The organism is Marinobacter sp. EVN1, assembly GCF_000475375.1.
Taxonomy (GTDB): Bacteria; Pseudomonadota; Gammaproteobacteria; order Pseudomonadales; family Oleiphilaceae; genus Marinobacter; species Marinobacter nauticus.
On record NZ_AXCB01000001.1, the window covers coordinates 62,893 to 85,565 of the forward strand.

Consider the following 22,673-nt stretch of genomic DNA (forward strand, 5'->3'; position numbering starts at 1 on the left):
GGCCGATGGAGACTCGGGCTCTGGTTGTTTTAGGCGTCTACAAAAGAGGTTAGTATTACGGCTGAACACAGTGGCCATCTTCTGGCCTGTCCGCACAGAAATTTCAGGAGCCTTACCATGATTGTCGTCACTGGCGGTGCCGGTTTCATTGGAGCCAACATTATTCACGCCCTTAACCTGCGTGGCGAAACCGATATTCTGGTGGTGGACGATCTGACCGACGGTACCCGTTTCCGGAATCTGGCGGAGCTAGATGTCACGGACTACATGGACAAAGGTGAGTTTCTGGAACGGGTGAAAGCCAACGATTTGCCCATGGGTATCCGTGCCGTGTTCCATGAAGGTGCCTGCTCAGACACCACCGAGTGGGACGGCAAGTTCATGATGGAGAACAACTACACCTACTCCAAGGTGTTGTTGCACTGGTGCCTTGATCGCAAGGTGCCGTTCCTCTACGCGTCCAGCGCGGCGGTCTACGGTGCCAGTGACGAATTCCGTGAAGAGCGGGAGTGCGAGCGGCCGCTGAACGTTTACGGTTATTCCAAGTGGCAGTTTGACCAGTATGTGCGCAAGATTCTGCCCTCCGCCCGCAGCCAGATTGTTGGTTTCCGCTACTTCAACGTGTACGGCCCCAGGGAGCAGCACAAGGGCAAGATGGCTTCGGTTGCCTATCACCTGCACGAGCAGATCAAGGCCGGCCAGAACCCCAAGCTGTTCGAGGGGTGGGATGGTTACTCTGATGGTGGTCAGCAGCGGGATTTCGTTTACGTGGATGATGTCTGCAAGGTTAACCTCTGGTTCTACGACAACCCCGAACAGTCCGGCATTTTCAACCTGGGTACAGGGCGCGCCCAGTCGTTTCTGGATGTGGCTCAGGCTGTTATCCGCTACCACGGCAAGGGCAGTGTTGAGTTCATTCCCTTCCCGGATGAGCTGAAAGGGCGCTATCAGAGCTTTACCCAGGCCGATATTACCGCTTTGCGTGATGTTGGCTACACCGCTGAGTTTGCTGATGTGGCCAGTGGTGTTGAGAGCTATCTGGCCTGGCTGGACCGATGAAATACCTGGTGGTAGGGCCGTCCTGGGTGGGTGACATGGTCATGGCCCAGGCGCTGTTCATGTCCCTCAAACAACAGGACCCGCAAGCAGAAATCGACGTGCTGGCTCCCGGGTGGTCGCTCCCGATCATCGCGCGTATGCCTGAGGTCAACACAGGCATCGCGGCACCCTGGAAAAGTGGTCAGCTGGCCCTGAAGGCTCAGTGGCGACTGGCCAGAATGCTAAAAGGGTATGATAAAGCCATTGTCCTGCCGCGTTCGTTCAAGTCCTCTTTGATCCCTTTCTTTGCAGGCATTCCCGAGAGGGTTGGTTTCAGTGGGGAAGGACGCTCGATTCTGCTGACCGATGCCCGGCGCAGACACCCGACTCGAGACGGCTCTACCATCACTGACAAAACCGTGTGGCGTTACATGGGGCTTGGGGCCAGCAAGGCGGATTACGAAACCTATCAGTTTGATGTGCCACAACCGTCACTGACGATTAACAAGACAAACCTGAACGACGTGATGGGCAAGCTGGGCCTGGACCCGGAACGCCCCGCCATTGCCATCTGCCCTGGTGCGGAGTTCGGCCCAGCAAAGCAGTGGCCTCTTGAAAGCCACCGGGCGCTCGCCGAAAAACTGGTACAGCAGGGTTTTCAAGTATGGGTTATGGGCGGTCCGAAAGATGTGGAGCCGGGTGACCAGATTGCCAATGGTCAGGAAGGCGTGTTCAATCTTTGTGGCAAAACCCGCCTGGAAGATACCGTGGACCTGTTCAGTCATTGCCGCAAAGTGGTCAGTCACGATTCCGGCTTGATGCACGTGGCCGCCGCTTCTGGTGCTGATGTGGTTGCCATCTACGGTTCCACCAGCCCGGATTTCACGCCTCCGCTGACGGATAAGGCGACGATTGTCCGGCATCCGGTGGAGTGTAGTCCCTGCTTTGAGCGGACCTGCCGTTTTGGTCATTACAATTGCTTGACCGGTATTTCCGTGCAGCGGGTTCTGGAGGCTTGCCAGTGAAACTCAGCGCGGTACTGATCACTAAGAACGCAGGGCCTGAGTTTGCCAAATGCCTGGAGAGTCTGGCTTTTGCCGATGAGATTGTAGTGCTGGACTCTGGTTCGACGGACGATACGCTGGCCGTCGCCGAGCGATTCAGGGCGCGCATTTTCAAATCGGACGACTGGCCAGGCTTTGGTCCGCAGCGTCAGAGGGCCCAAAGCCACGCACAGGGCGAGTGGTTGTTCTGGATCGATACCGACGAAGTGGTCACCCCTGAGCTGGCCTCCTCCATTCAGCACGCCATCGAGCAGGCAAGGGCGAAGCAGGTGTTTCAGGTAAAGCGGTTGTCGTGGTTTTTTGGCCGCTTTATCCGGCACTCCGGCTGGTATCCCGATAAAGTGGTTCGGTTATACCGCCGCGAAGAATACCGGTATGACGATGCGTTGGTGCACGAAAAGGTGCACTGTCCGGATGCCAGCGTGGAAACGCTTGAAGGGGATCTTCTGCACTATACTGCCACTAATTTCCCGGAGTATATGGCGAAATCTGTTCGCTATGCTGAGGATTGGGCCGAAGGGCGGGCCCGCCGCGGCAAGACAGCATCCCTGCTCTCTGCATGCATCCACGGCGTTGGCGCCTTTGTCCGAAAGTATCTGCTTCAAAGAGGGTTTCTGGACGGCCGGCATGGGTTTTTGTTGGCCGTCACCACCGCCATTTATGCCTTTAACAAATACGCAGCGCTCTGGATTAAAACTCGCCGTTGACGGTTTCGTTCAGCACCTTCAAAAGGGCTTCAGACGACTGCTGTACATGAAAGTGCGAGGCGATTCTTTTTTGGGCGCTTTGACCCATATTGGTGCATAGCTCTGGGGATTCATGCAGCCGCTGAATGCCTGCAGCAATTTCTTCAGCGCTACCGGGCGTTACGCGTATGCCGGATACACCATCTTCAATGAGCTCTGCACTCCCTCCGGTATCGCTGACGATCGGTGCAACGCCATAGGCCATAGCTTCAATCACCGTTTTTGGAAGCCCCTCCCGTTTGGTTGAAGCCAGCACGGATACCTGGCAGGACGCAATGATGGCCGGCGCGTCTTTTCTAAATCCAGTCAGGTGAATTCTGTCGGCCATCGGGCTGGCCTGGATTAGAGTCTGAACCTCTGGATTGTCCATTCCTCGGCCCACGAGCAATAGGTGGATGTTGCTGTCCACGGGTAAAAGGTTTGTGGCTTTCAGCAGAATTGGCAGTCCTTTTCTGGGGCGGATATTTGCCACCGACCCAACCACAAAGGCGCCATCCGGTACGCCGAATTGTTTGAGGTCTACCGGAGTATCCTGGTACCAGTCGAGATCGTGGCCTTTATAGACCGTACAAACTTTGTTTTTGTTGCCCCAGACGTGCTTTTTTAGATCATCGCGGGTTGCTTTGGAAACACAGATAATTCGATCCACCCGTGGGCTTAGGTGGGTCAGGTAGCCACTTGGGTCCCAGCGGCTGATATTGCCGGTTTGGCCTCGATAGGTCATAACTTTGACTGGCAGGCCGATTGCCGCAAGGTTGGTGTTAGCGATGGCCTTGTTGTTAAAGCAGTACACTGCGTCAAACTTGCCCTCGATCAGCAGGTGACGAATGCGACGAATGGCGTCTGGCTCTATTTTCTTGCGGGGATGGAAGCCGTGCACCTTGATGCCGTTTTCTTCAAAACGAGAGCGGTACTCCGCATCCGTTTGTGTCATCAGCTCAACTTCGACACCCAACTTTGCCAGTCCGATCAGCATTTCGGCTTCAGGCCGAACAGAATTCCAAGTATCTACATAGGAGCTGATTACAAGTAGCTTCACAGTGTTATGTCCTTTTCATGGTCGATCTCTTACACTGCCGCCATTAAAACATCGACGGGGCCGAGTTGGTATGCACATTTGCCACGTAAATCTGGCCGGAGGTTTTTCCGGTGGTGAGCGCCAGACCGTAAACCTGATTCGGGAGCTGGCGAAGCGCGGTATTCAGCAAACGCTGGTGGCCAGACCGGGGAGTCGTCTATGGGCAGAGCTGGAAAGCATCCAATCGCTCGGTAGGCGAGAGACTGCACATTTTCTGCTGGGCCACGGCAAGGGGGATTGGGACCTCGTTCATTGCCACGACGGTAAATCAGTCTACTGGGCCTGGATCGAGTCCCGCCTGCGTAAAACGCCTTACGTCGTCACACGGCGAGTCGATAATCCCATCGGAACCGGGCGGCTGACGTCTGCGGCTTATGGCGGAGCCTCGACCGTCGCCTGCCTGAGTTCCGCCATTGAATCTGTTGTTCAACAGCGACTGGGCTGTGTGGACACTGTCATCATTCCGTCGAGTTTCTCAGGCTTTCCCACCGCAGCAAACGCCGTCGAAGCTATCCGGCAGCAGTATCCCGCCAAACGCCTGGTTGGCCAAGTGGGGCGCCTCCTGAAGCACAAGGGTTATCACATCACGATTGAGGCAGCGCGTTTGCTGGGCAACCTCAGGCCAGACGTGCAGTTCATTTTCCTGGGAGAAGGGCCAGATGAACAGTGGCTCAAGTCCCAGGCACAGGGTTTGCCCAACGTCAGTTTTCTGGGGCATAAAGATAATGTCGGGGATTGGCTGGCATCCTTGGATGTCTTTGTGTTCCCTTCACTCTCAGAGGGGCTTGGCTCAACGATTCTTGAGGCCATGCAACATCATGTGCCGGTGGTTGGGGCCAAAGCCGGAGGCATTCCTGACCTGATCTCAGATAAAACGAATGGTCTTCTGGTATCCCCGGGTGACCCGGAGGCTTTGGCTTCAGCGATTCAGTTTATCCTCGATAACCCGGAGCAGGCCGCCGCTCTCACAGACGCTGCCCAGGCAGGATTAACTGCGTTCAGCCCTGCATCGGTGGCGGAGCGTTACCTAGACCTCTACTCCGCAACCCTGCAATCCCAAGGGGGTTCCTGACAGCTGGGCGTTTAGTCGCAAATCTGCCCGGGCTTATAAGGATTCGGGTTCCCCGGCGGCCGGTGCCGCATGCGTTTGTACTCCCACTGGTACTGCTCAGGGGCCATCCGCACCACCTTTTCCACGGACTGATTAAGGGCAGTGGCCCCGGCGACTGTGTCGTCGGCGCCAATGCCGGGTTCTGCCCGGGTGACCAGGATCTTGAAGCCTTCACCGTTGGGCAGGCGCTCGGCGTAGGTCACCAGCACGTTGGCCCCGGTTTTCTGAACCAATTTTCCCACCAGTGTCATTGTCATCACATCCATGCCAAAGAACGGGGCGTAGGCGTTGGTTTTGCCGCGTGGGGACTGATCCGGAAGGATGCCGGCCACACCTCCTTCCTTCAAAATGCCCATCAGGCGCATCAGGCCTTTACGGTCGCCGCGAACCAGTTCGGAGCCAAGGCGGCCGCGAACGCGGATCATGTAGTCTTCAAATTCCTTGATGTGAGGGGGGCTGTAGAGCGCTGCCATTTTATAGCGGGAAGAAAAATACAGCCCGGCCAGCTCCCAGTTACCCAGATGGGGGGCTAGCAGTATCAAGCCCCTGCCGGTCGACAGAGCTTCTTCGACCAGCTCCAGTCCTTCAGTCTGCTTGATCAGTCCCAGACATTTATCCACTGGCCATTCCCACATCAGGGGGATTTCCAGAGCTGTCATTCCGGTGTGGGCCAGAGAATTTCTGGACAGCTCCCGGCGTTCCTCTTTCGTGAGTTCGGGCAGGCAGATATCGAGGTTGGTATCCGTTATCTTTCTTGGCTTGCCTCCAAGTTTCCAGGCAAGCAATCCTGACCATTTACCAATGAATTGAGCAGCACCTAATGGTAACAGGCTGACAATCCGCAACAGACCCGCGATCAGGTAATACTTGAACTTACTCATGCTCTGCCGTACCGGTCCTCAAATCGCACTATGTCGTCTTCGCCCAGGTAGGATCCGGACTGCACCTCAATCAGCTCCAGGTCGATCACGCCGGGATTTTCAAGGCAATGGACCTGGCCGACTGGGATATACGTGGACTGGTTTTCCGTAACAAGATAGGAATCGTCACCATTGGTGACCTTGGCTGTCCCGCTGACCACAATCCAGTGCTCTGCCCTGTGGTGATGCATCTGCACAGAAAGCTTGGCGCCAGGCTTCACGGTAATGCGTTTTACTTGGTAGCGCTTGCCGTTATCTATAGAGTCGTAAACCCCCCAGGGCCGGTAGACTTCCCGGTGATTCATATGCTCGTGACGGCCGTCGGACTTGAGTCGCTCCACCACGGTTTTGACGTCCTGAACGCTGTCTTTGTGGGCAACCAGCAGGGCATCCTTGGTTTCGATAACCACCAGGTTGTCCACACCAACCGTTGCTACCAGCCGGCTATCGGCACGGACCAGGGTGTTGGCGGTGTTGTGGGTAATCACGTCGCCGGTCAGGCTGTTGCCGTCCGCGTCCTTGTCGCTGACTTCCCAGAGCGCGGACCAGGAGCCGATATCGCTCCAGCCGGCATCCAGGGAAACCACGGCGGCCTTGTCGGTCTTCTCCATGACGGCGTAGTCCACCGAGTCTGAGGGGCATTCTGCGAATCGTTCGGCGTTGATCCGGGTGAAGTGCAGGTCATCGGCAGTATCTGCGATGGCAGCACGGCACGCGGCCAGGATATCGGGGCGATGGGCTTCCAGCTCCTCGAGGTATTGACGGGCACCAAACAGGAACATCCCGCTATTCCAGAGGTACTCGCCGGAATCCAGGTAGCCATTGGCGGTCGCCTGGTCCGGCTTTTCGACGAACTTGTCCACCAGGTAGCTGTCAGGGCCCAGTTCCGTGCCACGATGAATATAGCCGTAGCCGGTTTCCGGATGGTTCGGGACAATGCCGAAGGTGACCAGCTTTCCTTCCCGCGCCAGCGGAATAGCCTTCTTCACCCCTTCCTGAAAGGCGGTCACGTCCTTGATCAGGTGGTCGGCTGCCAGGACCAGCATGAGTGGATCTTCGGCGTTGTTCTCCGCGGCCTCGGTCAGCTGCAGTGCTGCCAATGCAATGGCCGGCGCCGTGTTTCGGCCACAGGGCTCCAGAATGATCCGCGTCTCTTCGTGGCCGGATTGCCGCATTTGTTCAGCAGCCAGGAACCGGTGTTCCTCGTTGCAAATCAGAAGAGGGTTTGCTGCATCCAAGCCCTCAAGCCGCGCAACGGTGGCCTGCAGCATCGACAGGGGGCCGTTGGTCAGTTTCAGGAACTGTTTCGGATTCAGCTGGCGCGACATTGGCCAAAGGCGCGAGCCGGTACCGCCAGCCATAATGACGGGGTGAATCATCTGCACACTCCGGGCTTGAGTTAAAGAATGCCAAGAAAAACATCAAAATCAGGCGCGTCATCTTATCATAAGGCAACCATGATATTGTTTTGACCAGTCCGTAAACTGATTGCCCAGATACCAGGAATTTTGATGAAGCTGCCGTTGTCCGTTTATTACATCACCCAGAATGAAGAACTGCGATTGCCTGAATCCCTGGCGAAGGTTTCCGGCTGGGTTGATGAGATTATCGTAGTCGATTCCGGGAGTACTGACCGAACGCGCGAAATTGCAGAAGCGGCGGGCGCCCGGTTTGTCCATAACGACTGGCAGGGGTTTGCCTGCCAGAAAGCTTTTGCCGCAAGTCTGTGTCGCAATGACTGGGTTCTGGATCTGGATGCGGATGAAGTGTTGTCGGACGAGCTTGTGGCCAATATCAAGGCCCTGTTTTCAAGGCCGGTTGACTCGGATATTGCGGGGTTTAGGATGCGCTGGGTGCTGTCCCAGCCGGACCCCCGTCATCCGTTCCGACACGATAAATCGAAAAAAATTCTGAGACTCTATAATCGGAACAAGGCGGTGATTGAGGCCGAAAAAGACAGTAACAATGACCGACCCCAGGTGAAATCAGGCCGGGTCGTGGACCTCAAGGGCGACGTGTTGCATCGAACGCTGATTTCCCTGGAGCAGATGGAGCGCAAGTACTGCCAGTTGTCTACGGAGCAGGCCCGCTTTATCGCCGCAAAGGGGCGCCGAATTTCCAGCCCCCGCCTGTTTGCCGAGTTTCCCCTGAAGTTCCTGAAATATTACCTGCTGCACCGCCAGATTCTGAACGGCTGGTTTGGCCTTAGCGTTGCGATTATTGCTGCTAACCGGAACTTTATGCGCTTGGCAAAGGCTCGGGAGATTCAGATGTTGTCTGAGTGTGAGGAGGAACGTGCCCGGAAGTAGTCCGTGCGTCCAAATCACTTCTAGGTGGCCCTGCGCTCAGAGAGGGCTTTCCGATAAAGGGCTTCTGTTTGTTCCGCCATGGCTGTGATCGTCATAGTTTCACGTGCGAATGCCATAGCGGACTGCTGGCTCTGTTTCAGTTTTTCCAGGTTGGCGAACGCCTGGGTCATCAAGCGGGCAAGGTCTCTGTCCTGGTGTCCCTTGCTGAGAGAGGAAGGCGGCAGAAGATCACGAGGCCCCGATACCGGAGTGGAGACAACCGGGCAACCATAGATGAGCGACTCGGCCAGCACATAGGGAAATCCTTCCCGCTCGGAGCTGATCACTGTCATGTCGGCTTTGCCGTAGACAGGCGCCAGGTTCTGGCTAAAACCTGCCAGGGTGATCGAATGATCCAGTTCTGACTTGCGGATTAGCTGTTCCAGTTGTGGGCGCTGGCTTCCTTCGCCGAATATGGTCAGGTGACATGTGTCCCTGGCTGGGCCAAGCAGGGCCCAGGCCCTGATCAGCGCATCAAAACCTTTTACGGGTTCCAGGCGCCCCACGGCGATCACATTGGTGACACCTGCCGGAAGGTTGGGGCCATCGTCCGAGTTATTTTTTTTGCGTTCTGAGTCGACACCATTGTAGATCAGGTGTTTATGGGGGTGTCGCAGAGATCCCAGGATCCTCGGGCTTACTGCAACGATCTCGTCGAGGCGATCAAATGCCTTGTGGCTGGATTTGGTGCCGTGCACCGTACCGACTCGCACACGGGCAAGTTTTCCTGTTTTGCCGGCCAGTTGCGCTGCCTTATTGCCCTGGGCGTGCAGGATATCGGGTGATAATTCGCGAAGTCGCCGGCGGAGAGCCAATTGCAGCCAGAGGTTCCGTCGCCCGAGTTGAACCGGCAATGGATGAAACTGGACGTCGGCAGGGAATTTGTCCCGGTAGGCTTTATGGCCCAGCACATGGACTCTATGCCCGCGTACCGCGAGCGCACCCGCCAGATCCGCGGTGTGCTGTTCCATGCCGCCCCAGGTGGTTCCGGGTGTGGCGACAAGAAGGGCAATGGTTAATTGGTTGCAAGACGTCATGATCGGCCGGTTGCGTTATTCAGCACGTTCTCATAAACCCGCAAGGTTGCTTCGGTTTGTGCTTCCAACCTGAACCGATAGGGGATCTCGATGGCCGGCGGTTTGGCATCCAGCAGCCGGGAAACCGCTTGGGCAAATTCCTCCACGTTGTCCGGTGTCACCAGCCCATGCCTGAAGCAGGCCTGGAGTGTTTCCGCCGCTCCTCCCCGATTATAGGCTACAACCGGTGTTCCCGAGGCCAGAGCCTCGGTCACTGTTCGGCCAAAAGGTTCCGGTTTGGTGCTCATATGGCAGACCACCTCGGCGAGCAGGTACAAGTTGGTCATGTCATTGCGCTGGCCAAGAAAGCTGACCTTGTCGGTCAGATCCAGGCGTGCCCTTTCCTTTTCCAGTTCATCCAGGAAATGCTCTTTGCCCGGTTCTGCACCTCCCACAATAATGCCATGGCAATCGGGCCGGTCCTGCACCAGTTTCGACATCATGGCCAGGAAATCCAGTTGGCCTTTCCAGCGGGAAATCCGCCCGGGCATCATAATGATTTTCTTGCCGACAAGCTGTGGGTACTGACGGAACCAGCGGTCCAGCCATTGCTGTGTAAGCTCCCGTTGATGAAAGGCATCCACATCGACCCCCCGCTGGATGACCGTCAGCTTCTCCTCGGGAACCGGGTAATTGTTCATCACGTAATCCCGCACGCACTGGGACACGGCAATGATGTGATCGGCCCGGGTCATGATGGCGCTGTAGGGTGTTACCGAATACATGCCATGGAAGGTGGATACAACAGCGGGGCGCTGCTGCTTCGGAATGCTTTTCAGGGCCAGGAAAATTATCCAGGCGGGCATGCGCGAGCGGACATGAACGATGTCCGGCTTCAGTTCAAGAAGCAGCTTTCGCATCGGCAGGATTTGCCCGAAGGATGCTGGACTCTTCCGGTGAATTGGCATGAAGATATGCGTTGAACCCTGTCCTCGTAATTGCTCCGCCATGGGGCCGCCCTTGGAGACGACAAAGGACTCGTGGCCGCGTTTGACGAGGTCGGCTGCGAACTCGACGGTGCCTCTTTCAACGCCGCCGCTGTACAGCGCCGGAAGTGCCTGGAGAATTCTCAAGGTTGGGCCCCCTTCTGCAGGCGTGGATTGGTTCTGTGGGCCTTTGGCAGTAACCCGCTCTCAAGTACCCACCGGGCTGCACGGTTGGCTTCCCAGAGAGATCGGTCATGATCGGCCCGGCCTGCCATTACGCTGGCGTGGTCCGTCCACTGGGCAACATACCCGCCTTGTATCAATCGCTCCACACCTTCCACAACCCGGCTGCCGGATCTGGCCGGTAGCTCGAAAAGTCCTGTTGGCACGCCGGAGGTTGCCGCTTCACAGACCATGGACATGCTGTCCGGGGTCACCCAGACCGCCCGTGAGGCAGAAAGTTGGTGGCTCAGCCAGTCCTCATGGGTCTGCTCAGGGTGAACAACGGTAATCCGCAGTTCGGCCATTTCGTTAAGGCGTTCCTGCATGGGCTCTGGTGTTCTTCGGGAGGTGCTGATGGTCCAGCGCCAGTCGGGGTACTGACCAATCAGGTGGGATATCTGGCCGAGGACAACATCGTCGTCCCAGTCGAAATGCGGAGATGGCCCGCCAATGAGTAGCAGCGCTTCCCGTTTCTCGGTGATTCTGGCCAGGGGTGTGATGGTATTCAGAACGCCCTCGGTTAACAGAATCCGCGGACCTGACTGCACGCGATCATGGGCCGGAATCAGGGCGCCGCTGACCAGAGATAGTGGGAACGCTGGCTTCATAACGACCAGTGTTCGTGTTCCACGAAGTTTTCGCAGTGAAAGCAGCAGGCGATGCGTGCCAGACCCCGCCGCGATGACAAGATCGGGGCGAGGCAGTGACGCATCCATTTGGGGCGGAGAAGCCAGCAATGCCCGCCACAGCGGTACCTTTATACGTGAGGCCTCAACCCAGTACGTGCTGGCTCCCGCCAGGACACGAAGCCGATTGCCAAGCCCCTTCAGCTGATTCCGGTGGCCCGGCTTGTTGTCGGTGAGAAGCCACACCACGGGTGTGGATGCATCCTGCGTTCTGGGGTCGGGTTTGGCCATGGTGTTCCGGCATGCACTGCCGGCCTCCGCGTTGCCTGAATTCTTCGTTACCGGCGTTTGTAGAATCCCGGGTCGTTCTGATCCGGGCGGGTCTTGAAGCGCCGATGCATCCAGAGATACTGGTCGGGTGCCTTGCGGATTTCCTGCTCGATAATGGCGTTGATTCTGGTGGCATCCTCGAGATCATCCCCGCTTGGAAAGTTCTCCAGGGCAGGGTGGAAATAGATATCGTAGCCCGGGCCATCTTCCCGGCGGAAATGACTGAAGGGGACGACGTTGCACTTACTGCGTTCAGCTATGCGGGAGGTGGCAGTAATAGTGCCGGTTGGAATCCCGAAGAAGGGCGCGAAAACGATGTCTTTTCGGCCGTAATCCTGATCTGTGGCGTACCAGACCGCCCGGTTTTTCTTCAGGCTGCGAAACAGGCCCCGCAGGTCTCTGGCGCCCAGCACGGTGCCATAGCGACGTTCACGTGCTCTCGTCATGACCGCGTTCATCAACGGGTTGTTATGATCCCGCTGCATGACATCTGCTTCGATGAACTGTGTGACCAGGCTGCCACCCAGGTCCAGCGTGCTGTAGTGGCCTCCCAGTAACAATACGCCATGTCCATCTTCAAGCGCCTTCTCGAAATGCTCCAGGCCGTGAACCTTGGTTATCTTTTTGAGTTTTGACGGATCGCGGAACCAGGCCACACAAAGTTCCAGCAAGCCAATCCCATTGGCAATAAACGCATTACGAACCAGCGCGGCCTGTTGCTGCTGGTTCAGCTCCGGAAAACACAGGCGAATGTTCACTTCGGTAATATGACGCCGGCTTTTCGCCAGCCGCCAGGCCAGCAGGCCAGTAATCTTGCCCAGCCACCATTGCAGGCGCAGGGGCAGCTGGGCCACCAGCCACATCGCCGCTATGCCAAGCCAGGTTGGCCACCACCGAGGATGGCGGTAGGCTGAATAGTCTGTGTTTCGCGGTAGTTTGCGGTACTTCTTCTTCAAAATCGTGAATCCTGCATCGACAAACGGTTTTCCGGGGGGCAAGATGCCCGTCCAAATAAAAATTGGCCCTATGATAACGCACTGTTTTGCCGGGAGTCCTGCGTGTTCCAGTTTATCTATTCCCAGCTGATTCGCCTTGCGCTGCCGTTCATACTCATCCGGCTGTGGTGGCAAGGGCGAAAAGCGCCGGCGCTGCGGCGGGACTGGCAGCATCGCCTGGGTTGGGTGCCCGAAATCTCTGGCCCGGTTATCTGGGTGCACGCGGTATCGGTCGGTGAAACCATTGCCGCTGGGCCCCTGGTTCGGCGCCTGCTTGCCAGAAATCTGGGCGCCACCATCCTGATGACGGCCATGACCGATACCGGGTTGGCCCAGGCCCGCAAGATGTTCGGTGACAGGGTAACCTATGCGTATGCCCCATACGATACACCTGGCGCCATCCGTCGTTTTCTGGATCGCATCAATCCCAGGATTCTCGTTATTCTCGAAACAGAAATCTGGCCCAATATGATCCGCCAGTGCCGTCGACGGAGGGTTCCGGTATTCCTGATAAACGCGCGATTATCCGAGCGTTCCGCCCGGGGTTACGAGCGGGTTAAAGGGCTGGCTGCGCCCATCATGAAAAGTATTTCCTGGGTTGCTGCGCAGGCCGACCGGGATGCCGACCGGTTTCGGCGCATTGGTGTTGCCGCCTCCCACGTTGAAGTCACGGGCAGTGTTAAGTTTGATGTCGACATACCTGATGAGGTGCGTGCGTCGTCTCGCGCTCTGCGTGTGGAACTGGGGGTTCGCCCGGTCTGGATTGCCGGCAGCACGCATTCCGGAGAAGACCAGCAGTTGCTCGATGCTCATCGGGGAATACTTCAGCATCATCCTGATGCGCTGCTGATCATTGTGCCAAGGCATCCGGATCGCTTTGACTCCGTTGCTGAGCTGGCGGAGAGGGAGGGATTCTCGGTTGCCCGACGCTCCCGCAGTGATGACCCTGCCCGGGCCCAGGTTTACCTGGGTGACACCATGGGCGAGCTGATGATGCTCTACGGTGCCAGCGATATCGCCTTTGTCGGAGGTTCATTGATTGAACGGGGGGGGCATAATCCGCTGGAGCCGGCAGCCTGGGGTATACCGGTTTTTTCAGGTCCTTATGTGTTCAACTTTGAAACCATATATGAGCACTTGCTGGGGGACAGCGGTGTTCAGGTGGTAGACGGGGCAGAAGCCCTGGCCAGGGCGATCAGCAAGCTGATGGCTGACAGAGAAGAATGCCGGGCATACGGAGAGCGCGCCTTGAGCGTCGTTCAGAAAAACCGCGGTGCCCTTGATAAGGTAGTCGAAGGGATTATTGAGCGTCTTTAGCCCCGGGCATCTCAGGTGAGCTCCCCGGGGCCAGCCTTTGCAAGGATTACTGGGTGGGATCGTCCAGTGTCCGGTCTTCTTCTGCCATGGCTTCTATGCCGCGGGCACCTTCACTCAGCCAGTTGTTCAGATCCACCAGATCCTGGGGGCTCAGGGTGCCAGCGGCCTGTTTCAGTTGCAGGGTGTTGATCACGTAGTCATACCGCGAATTGGCGTAATCCCTCAGGGCAACGTAGTAAGCCCGCTCCGCATCCAGCACTTCCACGATGTTGCGGGTGCCAACGTCATAACCGGCCCGGGTGGCATCCAGGGCGCTTCGGCGTGAGATGATGGTCTGCTCCAGTGCCGATGCCGTTTCCACGTTGTTGTTCACCGTGAGGAACAGGCTGCGGGTGTTTACCTGTACATCACGCCGGACGGTGTTCAGGTCCTGCTCTGCGGCGGTGACCAGAGAGCGTTGCTGGCGCACGCCGGCTTGGGTGCCGCCACCCATGTACAAGGGCACATTCAGCTCAAGACCAATAACGCCTTGGGTGCCTTCCTGCTGCGTGTTTTGGGCACCGTTCAGCTCGGACTCGCCGTAGGAGGCCACCAGATCCAGGGTTGGCAAATGGCCGGATTTGGCCACCTTCAGATTGGCTTCGCTGGCATTTAATTGCGATAGAGCGGCCTGGATAGACCAGTTCTGGTTCAGGGCGGTCGTTTCCCAGGCATTCGGATTCATGGGCTCCGGGCGACCGAGCGGGAAATTCTCGCGCAGGTTTTCCAGATCTTCTGCATATTCGCCGGTCAGTCGCGCCAGCTGCTCGCGGGCGACATTCAGCTGGTTTTCTGCGGCGATGCGCTGGCTCTTGCTGTCGTCATAGCTGGCGCGGGCCTCGTACACTTCGGTGATCGCGATCAGGCCGACATCGAAACGTTCCTGAGCCTGTTCGTACTGGCGCTGGATGGCCGCTTCAGTCGCGCGGGCTGTTGCAACGGTATCCTGAGCGCGCAGGACATTAAAATAGGCGGTTGCAACATCCAGAATCAGTTGTTGCTGGGCCAGGTTGTACTGGGCTTGGGCTGCTTCGGTCTGGAACTGGCTGGCATCGTAACGGAACCAGTTGTCGGCGCGGAAAACCGGTTGCGACAGTTGAACTCCGTAGTTGAATGACTTGTAGCTGTCTCCCGGGCCGTTCTCAGCGTCGAAATCTGTGTGGTTGGCCTCGGCAAACGCACCAACCTGTGGTAACAGGGTGCTCTTGCTCACATCGCTGGCCGCTTGCTGGGCCTGAAACTGTGCCAGCGCAGAGGCGATGCCGGAGTCGTATGACAGTGCCTGCTCATAAGCCTCCACAAGATCCAGAGAGAAAGCGGGCTGGGCGGCCAGCAGGGTGATCAAACCTGGAAGTAAACGTTTCTTCATTATTGCTCCTGAAAACTATCTCCGGGCATCCGTGATCTGGACACAGGTATCGGCAGGTCAACGTACAGAGCGCGGGTTTACCCCGACTGTGACCCAAAGGTATTGGTGGCCCATTATGGACAATAATCGTTCCCGTCTCTACACTTGAAAAGCTCACTCATTTTGTGAGCAAAACAGATTATTTATCGCGTCTTGACGGGGTGCTGAATCGCCTTAAACCGGTGATCGGCTGAGATTGCAACGCAGAACCCGCGACCTGATCCGGATAATACCGGCGTAGGGATTAAGACCGCACGAATCATGCCAGAAGTAGGTTTCGGAATATCTTCGGCATACTCCGTCATACGCGACCCGACCACCTGAGCAAAACGGGAGCAGACGATGACGGACATCCCATCCTACCTGAGCGATTCCGCACAAGTAGACTCCGCAGCAATCAAACCATTACCAAGCTCACGAAAAATATACGTGCAGGGTAGCCGAGCCGATCTGCGCGTGCCTATGCGGGAAATTACTGTGGGTGACACCCCCACCGAAATGGGCGGGGAAAAGAATCCGCCAGTGGTGGTGTACGACACCTCCGGGCCCTATTCAGACCCGGAAGCCAGCATCGATCTGCGCAAGGGGCTGCCGCCGGTGCGCGCTGCATGGATTGCCGAACGCGGCGATGTCGAACAACTGGAAGGGTATACCTCTGAGTTTACCCGCCGGCGTATGAAAGATCCGACTCTGGATCCGCTCCGGTTTATGGATGAGCGCAAACCCCTGCGAGCCAAACCCGGTAACAATGTGTCCCAGATGCATTACGCCCGGCAGGGCATTGTCACGCCGGAAATGGAATACATTGCCATCCGGGAGAACATGAAGCTGGAGGAAGCCCGAGAAAATGGATTGCTGGCCGAGCAGCACCCCGGCCAGTCATTCGGCGCCAACCTGCCGAAAGAAATTACCCCGGAGTTCGTCCGCGACGAAGTGGCCCGTGGCCGCGCCATCATTCCAGCCAATATCAACCACCCGGAAATCGAACCGATGATCATCGGCCGCAACTTCCTGGTGAAGATCAACGGCAACATCGGCAACTCGGCAGTGACCTCCTCCATTGAAGAGGAAGTGGAAAAGCTTACCTGGGGCATTCGCTGGGGAGCGGATACCATCATGGATCTGTCCACCGGCAAGAACATTCACGAAACCCGGGAATGGATCATTCGCAACTCCCCGGTTCCCATCGGCACCGTGCCCATCTACCAGGCCCTGGAAAAAGTCGGCGGCGTGGCCGAAGACCTGACCTGGGAAATCTTCCGCGACACCTTGATTGAACAGGCGGAGCAGGGCGTGGATTACTTCACCATCCATGCCGGCGTACGCCTGCACCACGTACCACTGACCGCCAAACGCACCACCGGCATCGTGTCCCGAGGTGGCTCCATCATGGCCAAGTGGTGCCTGGCTCACCACAAGGAAAGCTTCCTGTACGAGCACTTTGAAGACATCTGCGAAATCATGAAGGCCTATGATGTCTCCTTCAGTCTTGGTGATGGCTTGCGCCCGGGCTCTATTGCCGATGCCAATGATGCTGCCCAGTTTGGTGAACTGGAAACCCTCGGAGAACTCACCAAAATTGCCTGGAAGCACGACGTCCAGTGCATGATCGAAGGCCCCGGCCATGTGCCGATGCAGTTGATCAAGGAGAACATGGACAAACAGCTGGAATGCTGTGACGAAGCGCCGTTCTATACGCTCGGGCCTCTGATCACCGATATTGCCCCGGGCTATGATCACATCACCTCTGGCATTGGGGCCGCCATGATCGGTTGGTACGGTTGTGCCATGCTTTGCTATGTCACGCCCAAGGAACACCTTGGACTGCCCAACAAGGACGACGTGAAAACCGGCATCATCACCTACAAGATTGCCGCCCATGCTGCAGATCTCGCAAAGGGGCACCCGGGTGCCCAGATTCGTGATAATGCGCTTTCCAAAGCACGATTCGAGTTCCGCTGGGAAGACCAGTTCAACCTGGGGCTGGATCCGGATACGGCCCGCGCCTACCACGACGAAACCCTGCCCAAGGAATCGGCCAAAGTGGCGCATTTCTGCTCCATGTGCGGCCCCAAGTTCTGTTCCATGAAAATCTCCCAGGAGGTCCGGGATTACGCGGCAGAGCAAGGTATCGACGAAGTATCGGCGATTGATGCCGGTATGCAGGCGAAATCGCGGGAGTTCGTGGAATCAGGCAGCAAGATCTACGACAAGGTCTGACCCGCCGCTACATGCTTCCATCATAGCGTGAATCCGAGCCTGGCGGGGTGTTAACTTGCACCCCGCCGTGGCTCCGGCTATCGTTCAAGGCCGAATGCGCAACCGGAAGCAGTAATGCCAAAACCATTCCAGTTCAACGCCAGCGACGTCAAAGTCGAAAAACGCGAAACCGTGTTCCAGGGTTTCTTCCGCATGGACAAACTCTGGCTGACGCATCCGCGCTTCGATGGCCGCGACATGCCCGTATTTACCCGGGAACTGTTCATCCGCGGTGATGCCACCTGCGTGCTGCCATATGATCCGGGGCGCGACGAGGTTGTGCTTCTGGAGCAGTTTCGTTTGGGGGCGCTCGGCCGTAATCAGTCTCCCTGGCTGTTGGAGCTTGTTGCGGGCATGAATGAGGATGGCGAGAGCCCGGAAGAGGTGGCCCAGCGAGAAGGTCAGGAAGAGGCGGGGCTCAGTTTCAGTCGCCTGGATAAGATCTGCGATTACCTGGTGTCCCCAGGCGGTACCACGGAAATGATTCACCTGTATTGCGGTCAGATCAGCACCGTCGGGGCCGGGGGTGTTTTCGGTATGGAGCATGAGCACGAGGACATTCTCAGCCACGTGGTTTCGGCTGATGAGTGTTTTGCCATGATTGCCGATGGCCGCATCAATAACGCCGCCGCGATTATTGCCATCCAGTGGCTGCAACTGAACAGGGAGCGATTGCGGCGGGAGTGGCAAGCATGACGGAGTGGGTAAAACGGCCCAAGCAGTATGTGCCGGATCTGCGCCAGTTGGGAGCGCTGTGCGACGGCAATTATCAGCGCCTGCACAAGCTGCGCCAGCTTGAGGCTGACGGCAAGCCCGTATGCGAGTTCGAACTGCACCGGGAGAATCAGTACCTGGGCCGAGTACGGATTGAAGTGCTGCAGACGGCCAGATTCACCGAAACCCTGTTGCTGGAACAAGTTCACAATAGTGGTCGGTGGCTGAATAACCCCCGTATGACCGTTCGCGTATACCACGACGCCCTGATGGCCGAAGTGATCAGCTGCTACCGGCAGCGACAGATTGCGCCAGTGAATGACTATCCGAACCGGTTTATGCACCACCCGGACGAAAAGGTTCAGGTGAATGGTTTCCTGGCCGACTGGCTGGACTACTGCCTGCGCTTCGGGCACCTGCCGATGGAACACGCAGCCTGGTCGGCGGGCGAAGGCATCGATTGAAAGTCATCTCTGAACGGTTTCTCAGTTCGTCGAAAGTCTATAAAGCCGGTTGTCGGACCTGTGGCAGGGTTGTCAAAAACTGCAAAATTTAGGGTGTCGCTGGTCAGAATGTGATCCATCTTCCATTCGCGAGCAATCAATCTGAACTCAGCCATCGTACACTTGTCTGTATAATCAACTGCTTGCAGAAAAAAGAACAGGCCTGGCATGAGCAAACCCACAACGGCGCGCCCACTCAACGTGTTGCAGCTTACCGATCCGCACCTGATGGCGTCTGCGGGCGGCGCTTTGCTGGGGGTCAACACCCGTGACAGCCTGGCGGCGGTGATTGACGAAGTGCTTCGCAATCATGGCCAGCCCGACCTGATTCTCGCCACCGGAGATCTCACCCAGGATGCATCGCCGGAGGCGTACCGGTATTTCGGTGAACAACTGCAGGCCTTTGATTGCCCCTCGCTCTGGATTGCCGGTAATCACGACGATTCCGCGCTGCTGTCTTCGATTGCGGCGGAGTCCGGCTCTGATCAGAAACAATGGATCCAGGGCGGCTGGCAGTTTGTCATGCTCGATTCCTCGGTACACGGCAAAGTGTTTGGTGAGCTCTCGGCCGATGAATTGAGTTTTCTTGACAGGGCTTTGTCCGAAAGGCCAGAGCTGCCTGCTATGGTCTGCCTGCATCATCACCCGGTTGATATCGGCTCTGACTGGATGGAAAAGATCGGCCTGAAAAACCGGGATGCCTTCTGGCAGGTGATTGACCGGCATCCGCAGGTTCGTGTGGTGCTATGGGGTCATATCCATCAAGAGCTTGAACAGCAGCGCAACGGTGCTTGCCTGCTGGCTACACCCTCCACTTGCATCCAGTTTGCCACAGGATCCAGCGACTTTGCCGTGGAGCCTTTGGCCCCCGGCTATCGCTGGCTGGAACTTGACCCCTCGGGATGCTTCAAGACGGAAGTCCGCCGAGCGGACAGTTTCGAGTTTGACCTGGATGAGAAGAGTACCGGGTACTGATTCGGGCCTGGCTGAAGGCAGTTCACGGTTTGCGTTGACGACTTTGATATTATGACAATCCTGTGAAGGGGATTTCGCAGGGATGATCAGCACCCGTCAACGGATGACACACAATGAAAATCATACAACCTCAGGATCTGCAGGCTGCAGATCTGCCAGGGCTGGAATCGCCCTTCTTTGCCTTGGAAAAAGCCCGCAGTTTTATTCAGAACGACCCTAACCTGAACCTTGAACGCCTGCTTGGACGGCCGGTAACTTACGGTCTGGGAGCGCGGGCGTTCAAGGAACAGCGCAATACCCATATTGAAAATGTCCTTCGAGAAATACGGGATGGGCGACTTTTTCTGGTTTTTGAAAGTATTGATGGCGAACCATCCTCACCCGTCGTGCGTTGGCGTGAGGGTGAGAGCGGCGAGAGCCTTTGGCAAGTGACAGAGGCCGGAGTCGATCCCGAAATCATCGCCGGAGTAAAAGCTCTGAATCAGCACGGTATTACCCCGGGAGATTTGCGAGTTCAGGGCAGTATGGGCGTGGGAAGCCTGCCTTCAGGCTATTTCGCGATGGAGTATCGCCTTAAACAGCGCGAACAGGCTTCGCGGCAAGACGTTCAATCCGGCGGCTCACCCAGCTCATTCTCGAATAACGTTTTGCCTGTCTCTGTACTGACCAAGACGACCGAATCTTCCTCCACCGAAGCACCTCCGGAAATCCATCTCGAAATCGGCATCTTCACTGATGGCACCCTCAACAATGCTGAAAACTCCAGGGAACTGGAGGAGCGCGCGGCAACCGAGTGCGTTGAGGCCTTTGAGCGCGGCGATATGTCCCTGGAGGAGTGCGAGTATCGATTGTCTCTGGCAATGGGTGGGAGTTATGGCAATGCGCCGAGTAATGTGGCGAAACTACGAGATTTATACGGAACTTCCGTGAAAGCTCGCCACAACGGAAGTCATCACAGGTTTTGGGTCTACACGCCAGGGATAGGGACCAAAACGGGGCAGGCTGATTCATTGGTGGGATCCGTCTCGGGTATGGGCGAGACGGGAATCGTTAGTCAGACTGAGCGGGCATGCAAAGAAATCGCGTTGCAGATCGGATCAAGAGAACTGGGCAGCACTATCACATCAGTCACTTTTGATTTGTTTGGATTTAGTCGTGGTGCTGCCGCCGCGCGGCATATGGCGTATGAGATAACTCGTGGAGCTGGAGGTGCGCTCGGCCGAGCGTTTATAAAAGAGCGCCTAGCTTGGCCAGAAAGTATTTCTATACGCTTTGTTGGTTTGTTCGATACTGTCGCAGCAGTTATTAATCCTGCGGCATTGGATTTTCGGCCTGATAACGAACGAAATGCTCCAGTGAATGTTTACCTGGACCCATCGCATGTTCAACAAGCGGTGCATCTGGTGGCTGCAGATGAATACCGAGAAAACTTTGCTTTAAATAGTCTGAGAGATAAAGACGGAGCCTTGCCTGCAAACTTCAGGGAAATCAGTTTGCCTGGCGCGCACTCGGACATCGGTGGTGGATATCCAGATAGTCAGCGTGAAGATGTGCTAATCAGTCCCTTCCACTTGATTCCATCTGAGCGGAACCGATGGCCGGAACAAACTATGGAGTGGGACAGCCTTGAGGCATTGATGGCGAATAAACGGTCTGAAGGATGGGTGGGGCGTTACAGTCTGCCCGTGTCAAAATCGGACGAGCATGCTCCTTCACCTCGAAGTCTGAAAGACGATGGCCCGGCAGAAATCAGCGTCTATAAGGAAATATCTTCTCATCCAGCGCCTGACGGTCGAGTTGAGCTTGCCCTGCGGATGGTTCGACAGATACTTGGAGGGTACTCCAGAGTTCCCTTGCAAATAATGCATGGGCTCGCGTTGAAGGCTGGGGCGCCATTTCTCGATCTCGATAGCAGCGAAGAAACACGAGTGCCAAGGGAGCTGCTGCCTATTGCGGAAGATATGTTAGAGCAAATTGCTGCCGGTGCTGAGAAGGTCTCCCTAGCACCTGATCAACGGGATTTGATCCGGCAACGGTATACTCACTATTCTGCCCACTATAACCCGCTCAAAACCGGACTGTTTGGGGCGACAGCAACATTGCGCTTCGGACGAAATTTTAGTCCCAATGCTCCAGAGGCATCTGGCCAACGCACAATCTATCCGAATCGTCGAGAGGTTTAAATCATGGAACCATGGATGAGAATAATCGCCATTGTATTCAGTCTCGCGCTCGCCGGGTGTGCCTCTTCCATAGAGGAAAATCAGCAGTGGAGTATCCGTGGTGCAGCACCAGACCGTTATGATATGTGGTTGATAAATGCACATCTTGAGAAGCCGGGCGTACGGAGTTGGCGAGCACCCCTCGGTGGGCAGATAGGTTGTTGTTGGAGTGGTGCTGGCGGCCCAGTGGGCTCAGGTGGGGAGATGAATCCCTTCCCCAGTCTGATCGCCCTTCATTGGTTTTCATTTGCAGAGCAAAAATTCTATTTCTCGTTGATTCGTGTCCCGGAAGGCCTGCAGGACAGGATGCGTAAGCCAGCCGCACACTCATATCCGGACGGAACAACCGGCATGAGGCCTCGGAGCTCGCTGGTATTGGGCCTGGCCCCCGGCGGCCAGGTCGTAATGTGGATGATGAGCCAGCGAAGTAACGCGGTGGAGGTGATGCGTGTATCTGCTACTGAGGTTGAGGGTGACCCCGACGATTTTGCCAGTGCCACAGCCTCTTATCTGGAAGAGCATGGCGATTACCTGGAAGAACATGGCCTGCAGCTCGATAAGTGGTAGATTCGGTGTGCCGCTTCCATAGACTGGTCTAATGTCTGGCTGAATCTCTAACTTGTCAGTGCATAAGTGGAACATGCCCCATCGGGCTGCGAGTACGGGTGAAGAAACAATCCTTGATCAGGTTATCGCCGGTTCCGACAGCCCTTCGTTGAGCGACGATCAGCAAGCCCATATTCGTGATCGGTTTAT

General features: G+C 56.5%; 20 protein-coding genes and 1 riboswitch. Of the genes, 12 read left to right on the top strand and 8 right to left on the bottom strand.

What is annotated here, in order from left to right; translation table 11 throughout:
* The first annotated feature begins 117 nt into the window (after window positions 1-117).
* Genes rfaD through Q674_RS21430 form a run of 3 tightly spaced genes read left to right on the top strand, consistent with a single transcriptional unit; the run spans window position 118 to window position 2,809 of the window.
* Window positions 118-1,059: an ADP-glyceromanno-heptose 6-epimerase gene (rfaD, locus tag Q674_RS21420; RefSeq protein WP_011784307.1), complete on the top strand. Its 942-nt coding sequence runs from the start codon at window positions 118-120 to the stop codon at window positions 1,057-1,059.
* Window positions 1,056-2,063 (top strand): lipopolysaccharide heptosyltransferase II, encoded by a 1,008-nt coding sequence (gene waaF / locus Q674_RS21425; RefSeq protein WP_023007606.1) that lies wholly within the window; start codon window positions 1,056-1,058, stop codon window positions 2,061-2,063. The genes rfaD and waaF overlap by 4 nt, the downstream gene beginning before the upstream one ends.
* Window positions 2,060-2,809, top strand: a complete 750-nt coding sequence (locus Q674_RS21430) for a glycosyltransferase family 2 protein (RefSeq protein ID WP_011784309.1) — start codon at window positions 2,060-2,062, stop codon at window positions 2,807-2,809. The genes waaF and Q674_RS21430 overlap by 4 nt, the downstream gene beginning before the upstream one ends.
* Here Q674_RS21430 and Q674_RS21435 read toward each other — a convergent pair.
* Entirely contained in the window at window positions 2,793-3,887 is a 1,095-nt protein-coding gene (locus Q674_RS21435) for a glycosyltransferase family 4 protein (RefSeq protein ID WP_031209490.1), read from the bottom strand. The two genes, Q674_RS21430 and Q674_RS21435, sit on opposite strands and share 17 nt — an antisense overlap.
* Before the next feature lie 70 nt (window positions 3,888-3,957).
* Between Q674_RS21435 and Q674_RS21440 the strand changes: the two genes are divergently transcribed.
* Window positions 3,958-4,998, top strand: a complete 1,041-nt coding sequence (locus Q674_RS21440; RefSeq protein WP_023007608.1) for a glycosyltransferase family 4 protein — start codon at window positions 3,958-3,960, stop codon at window positions 4,996-4,998.
* Between the two features lie 11 nt (window positions 4,999-5,009).
* Here Q674_RS21440 and Q674_RS21445 read toward each other — a convergent pair whose 3' ends face one another.
* Window positions 5,010-5,918, bottom strand: a complete 909-nt coding sequence (locus Q674_RS21445) for a lysophospholipid acyltransferase family protein (RefSeq protein ID WP_023007609.1) — start codon at window positions 5,916-5,918, stop codon at window positions 5,010-5,012.
* Window positions 5,915-7,336 carry a mannose-1-phosphate guanylyltransferase/mannose-6-phosphate isomerase gene (locus Q674_RS21450; protein WP_023007610.1) on the bottom strand — a complete coding sequence of 474 codons (1,422 nt, stop codon included), beginning with the start codon at window positions 7,334-7,336 and terminating at the stop codon, window positions 5,915-5,917. The genes Q674_RS21445 and Q674_RS21450 overlap by 4 nt, the downstream gene beginning before the upstream one ends.
* Before the next feature lie 132 nt (window positions 7,337-7,468).
* On the opposite strand from Q674_RS21450, the gene Q674_RS21455 reads away from it, so the two are divergent.
* Complete coding sequence (locus Q674_RS21455) at window positions 7,469-8,266, top strand: glycosyltransferase family 2 protein (protein ID WP_023007611.1); 798 nt, start codon at window positions 7,469-7,471, stop codon at window positions 8,264-8,266.
* Between the two features lie 20 nt (window positions 8,267-8,286).
* On the opposite strand, the gene Q674_RS21460 is transcribed toward Q674_RS21455, so the two are convergent.
* Genes Q674_RS21460 through lpxL form a run of 4 tightly spaced genes read right to left on the bottom strand, consistent with a single transcriptional unit; the run spans window position 8,287 to window position 12,441 of the window.
* A complete protein-coding gene (locus tag Q674_RS21460) occupies window positions 8,287-9,342 on the bottom strand; it encodes a glycosyltransferase (RefSeq protein ID WP_031209492.1) in 1,056 nt (351 codons plus the stop codon).
* A complete protein-coding gene (locus Q674_RS21465; RefSeq protein ID WP_023007613.1) occupies window positions 9,339-10,454 on the bottom strand; it encodes a glycosyltransferase family 4 protein in 1,116 nt (371 codons plus the stop codon). The genes Q674_RS21460 and Q674_RS21465 overlap by 4 nt, the downstream gene beginning before the upstream one ends.
* The gene (locus Q674_RS21470) at window positions 10,451-11,446 is read right to left on the bottom strand and encodes a mitochondrial fission ELM1 family protein (RefSeq protein ID WP_023007614.1); all 996 of its coding nucleotides are present in this window, start codon (window positions 11,444-11,446) and stop codon (window positions 10,451-10,453) included. The genes Q674_RS21465 and Q674_RS21470 overlap by 4 nt, the downstream gene beginning before the upstream one ends.
* Window positions 11,447-11,493: 47 nt before the next feature.
* The gene (gene lpxL / locus Q674_RS21475) at window positions 11,494-12,441 is read right to left on the bottom strand and encodes an LpxL/LpxP family Kdo(2)-lipid IV(A) lauroyl/palmitoleoyl acyltransferase (protein WP_081698896.1); all 948 of its coding nucleotides are present in this window, start codon (window positions 12,439-12,441) and stop codon (window positions 11,494-11,496) included.
* A gap of 102 nt (window positions 12,442-12,543) precedes the next feature.
* On the opposite strand from lpxL, the gene waaA reads away from it, so the two are divergent.
* Window positions 12,544-13,797: a lipid IV(A) 3-deoxy-D-manno-octulosonic acid transferase gene (gene waaA, locus Q674_RS21480; protein ID WP_023007616.1), complete on the top strand. Its 1,254-nt coding sequence runs from the start codon at window positions 12,544-12,546 to the stop codon at window positions 13,795-13,797.
* Between the two features lie 46 nt (window positions 13,798-13,843).
* On the opposite strand, the gene Q674_RS21485 is transcribed toward waaA, so the two are convergent.
* Complete coding sequence (locus Q674_RS21485; protein ID WP_023007617.1) at window positions 13,844-15,205, bottom strand: TolC family outer membrane protein; 1,362 nt, start codon at window positions 15,203-15,205, stop codon at window positions 13,844-13,846.
* Window positions 15,206-15,391: 186 nt separating this feature from the next.
* Window positions 15,392-15,505: riboswitch (TPP riboswitch) on the top strand.
* Window positions 15,506-15,586: 81 nt separating this feature from the next.
* Here Q674_RS21485 and thiC point away from each other — a divergent pair.
* The 6 genes from thiC (at window position 15,587) to Q674_RS0120430 (ending at window position 22,484) form a co-directional block, all read left to right on the top strand.
* On the top strand, window positions 15,587-17,464 hold the full coding sequence (thiC, locus tag Q674_RS21490) for a phosphomethylpyrimidine synthase ThiC (RefSeq protein ID WP_031209495.1): 1,878 nt from the start codon (window positions 15,587-15,589) through the stop codon (window positions 17,462-17,464).
* Window positions 17,465-17,578: 114 nt separating this feature from the next.
* Window positions 17,579-18,199: an NUDIX domain-containing protein gene (locus tag Q674_RS21495; protein WP_023007619.1), complete on the top strand. Its 621-nt coding sequence runs from the start codon at window positions 17,579-17,581 to the stop codon at window positions 18,197-18,199.
* Entirely contained in the window at window positions 18,196-18,681 is a 486-nt protein-coding gene (locus Q674_RS21500; protein ID WP_023007620.1) for a DUF1249 domain-containing protein, read from the top strand. Before Q674_RS21495 ends, Q674_RS21500 begins: the two co-directional genes overlap by 4 nt.
* A gap of 207 nt (window positions 18,682-18,888) precedes the next feature.
* A complete protein-coding gene (gene cpdA / locus Q674_RS21505) occupies window positions 18,889-19,695 on the top strand; it encodes a 3',5'-cyclic-AMP phosphodiesterase (RefSeq protein ID WP_023007621.1) in 807 nt (268 codons plus the stop codon).
* A gap of 113 nt (window positions 19,696-19,808) precedes the next feature.
* Entirely contained in the window at window positions 19,809-21,878 is a 2,070-nt protein-coding gene (locus Q674_RS21510; RefSeq protein ID WP_023007622.1) for a T6SS phospholipase effector Tle1-like catalytic domain-containing protein, read from the top strand.
* Between the two features lie 15 nt (window positions 21,879-21,893).
* On the top strand, window positions 21,894-22,484 hold the full coding sequence (locus Q674_RS0120430; protein WP_227501156.1) for a DUF2931 family protein: 591 nt from the start codon (window positions 21,894-21,896) through the stop codon (window positions 22,482-22,484).
* Window positions 22,485-22,673 lie beyond the last annotated feature (189 nt).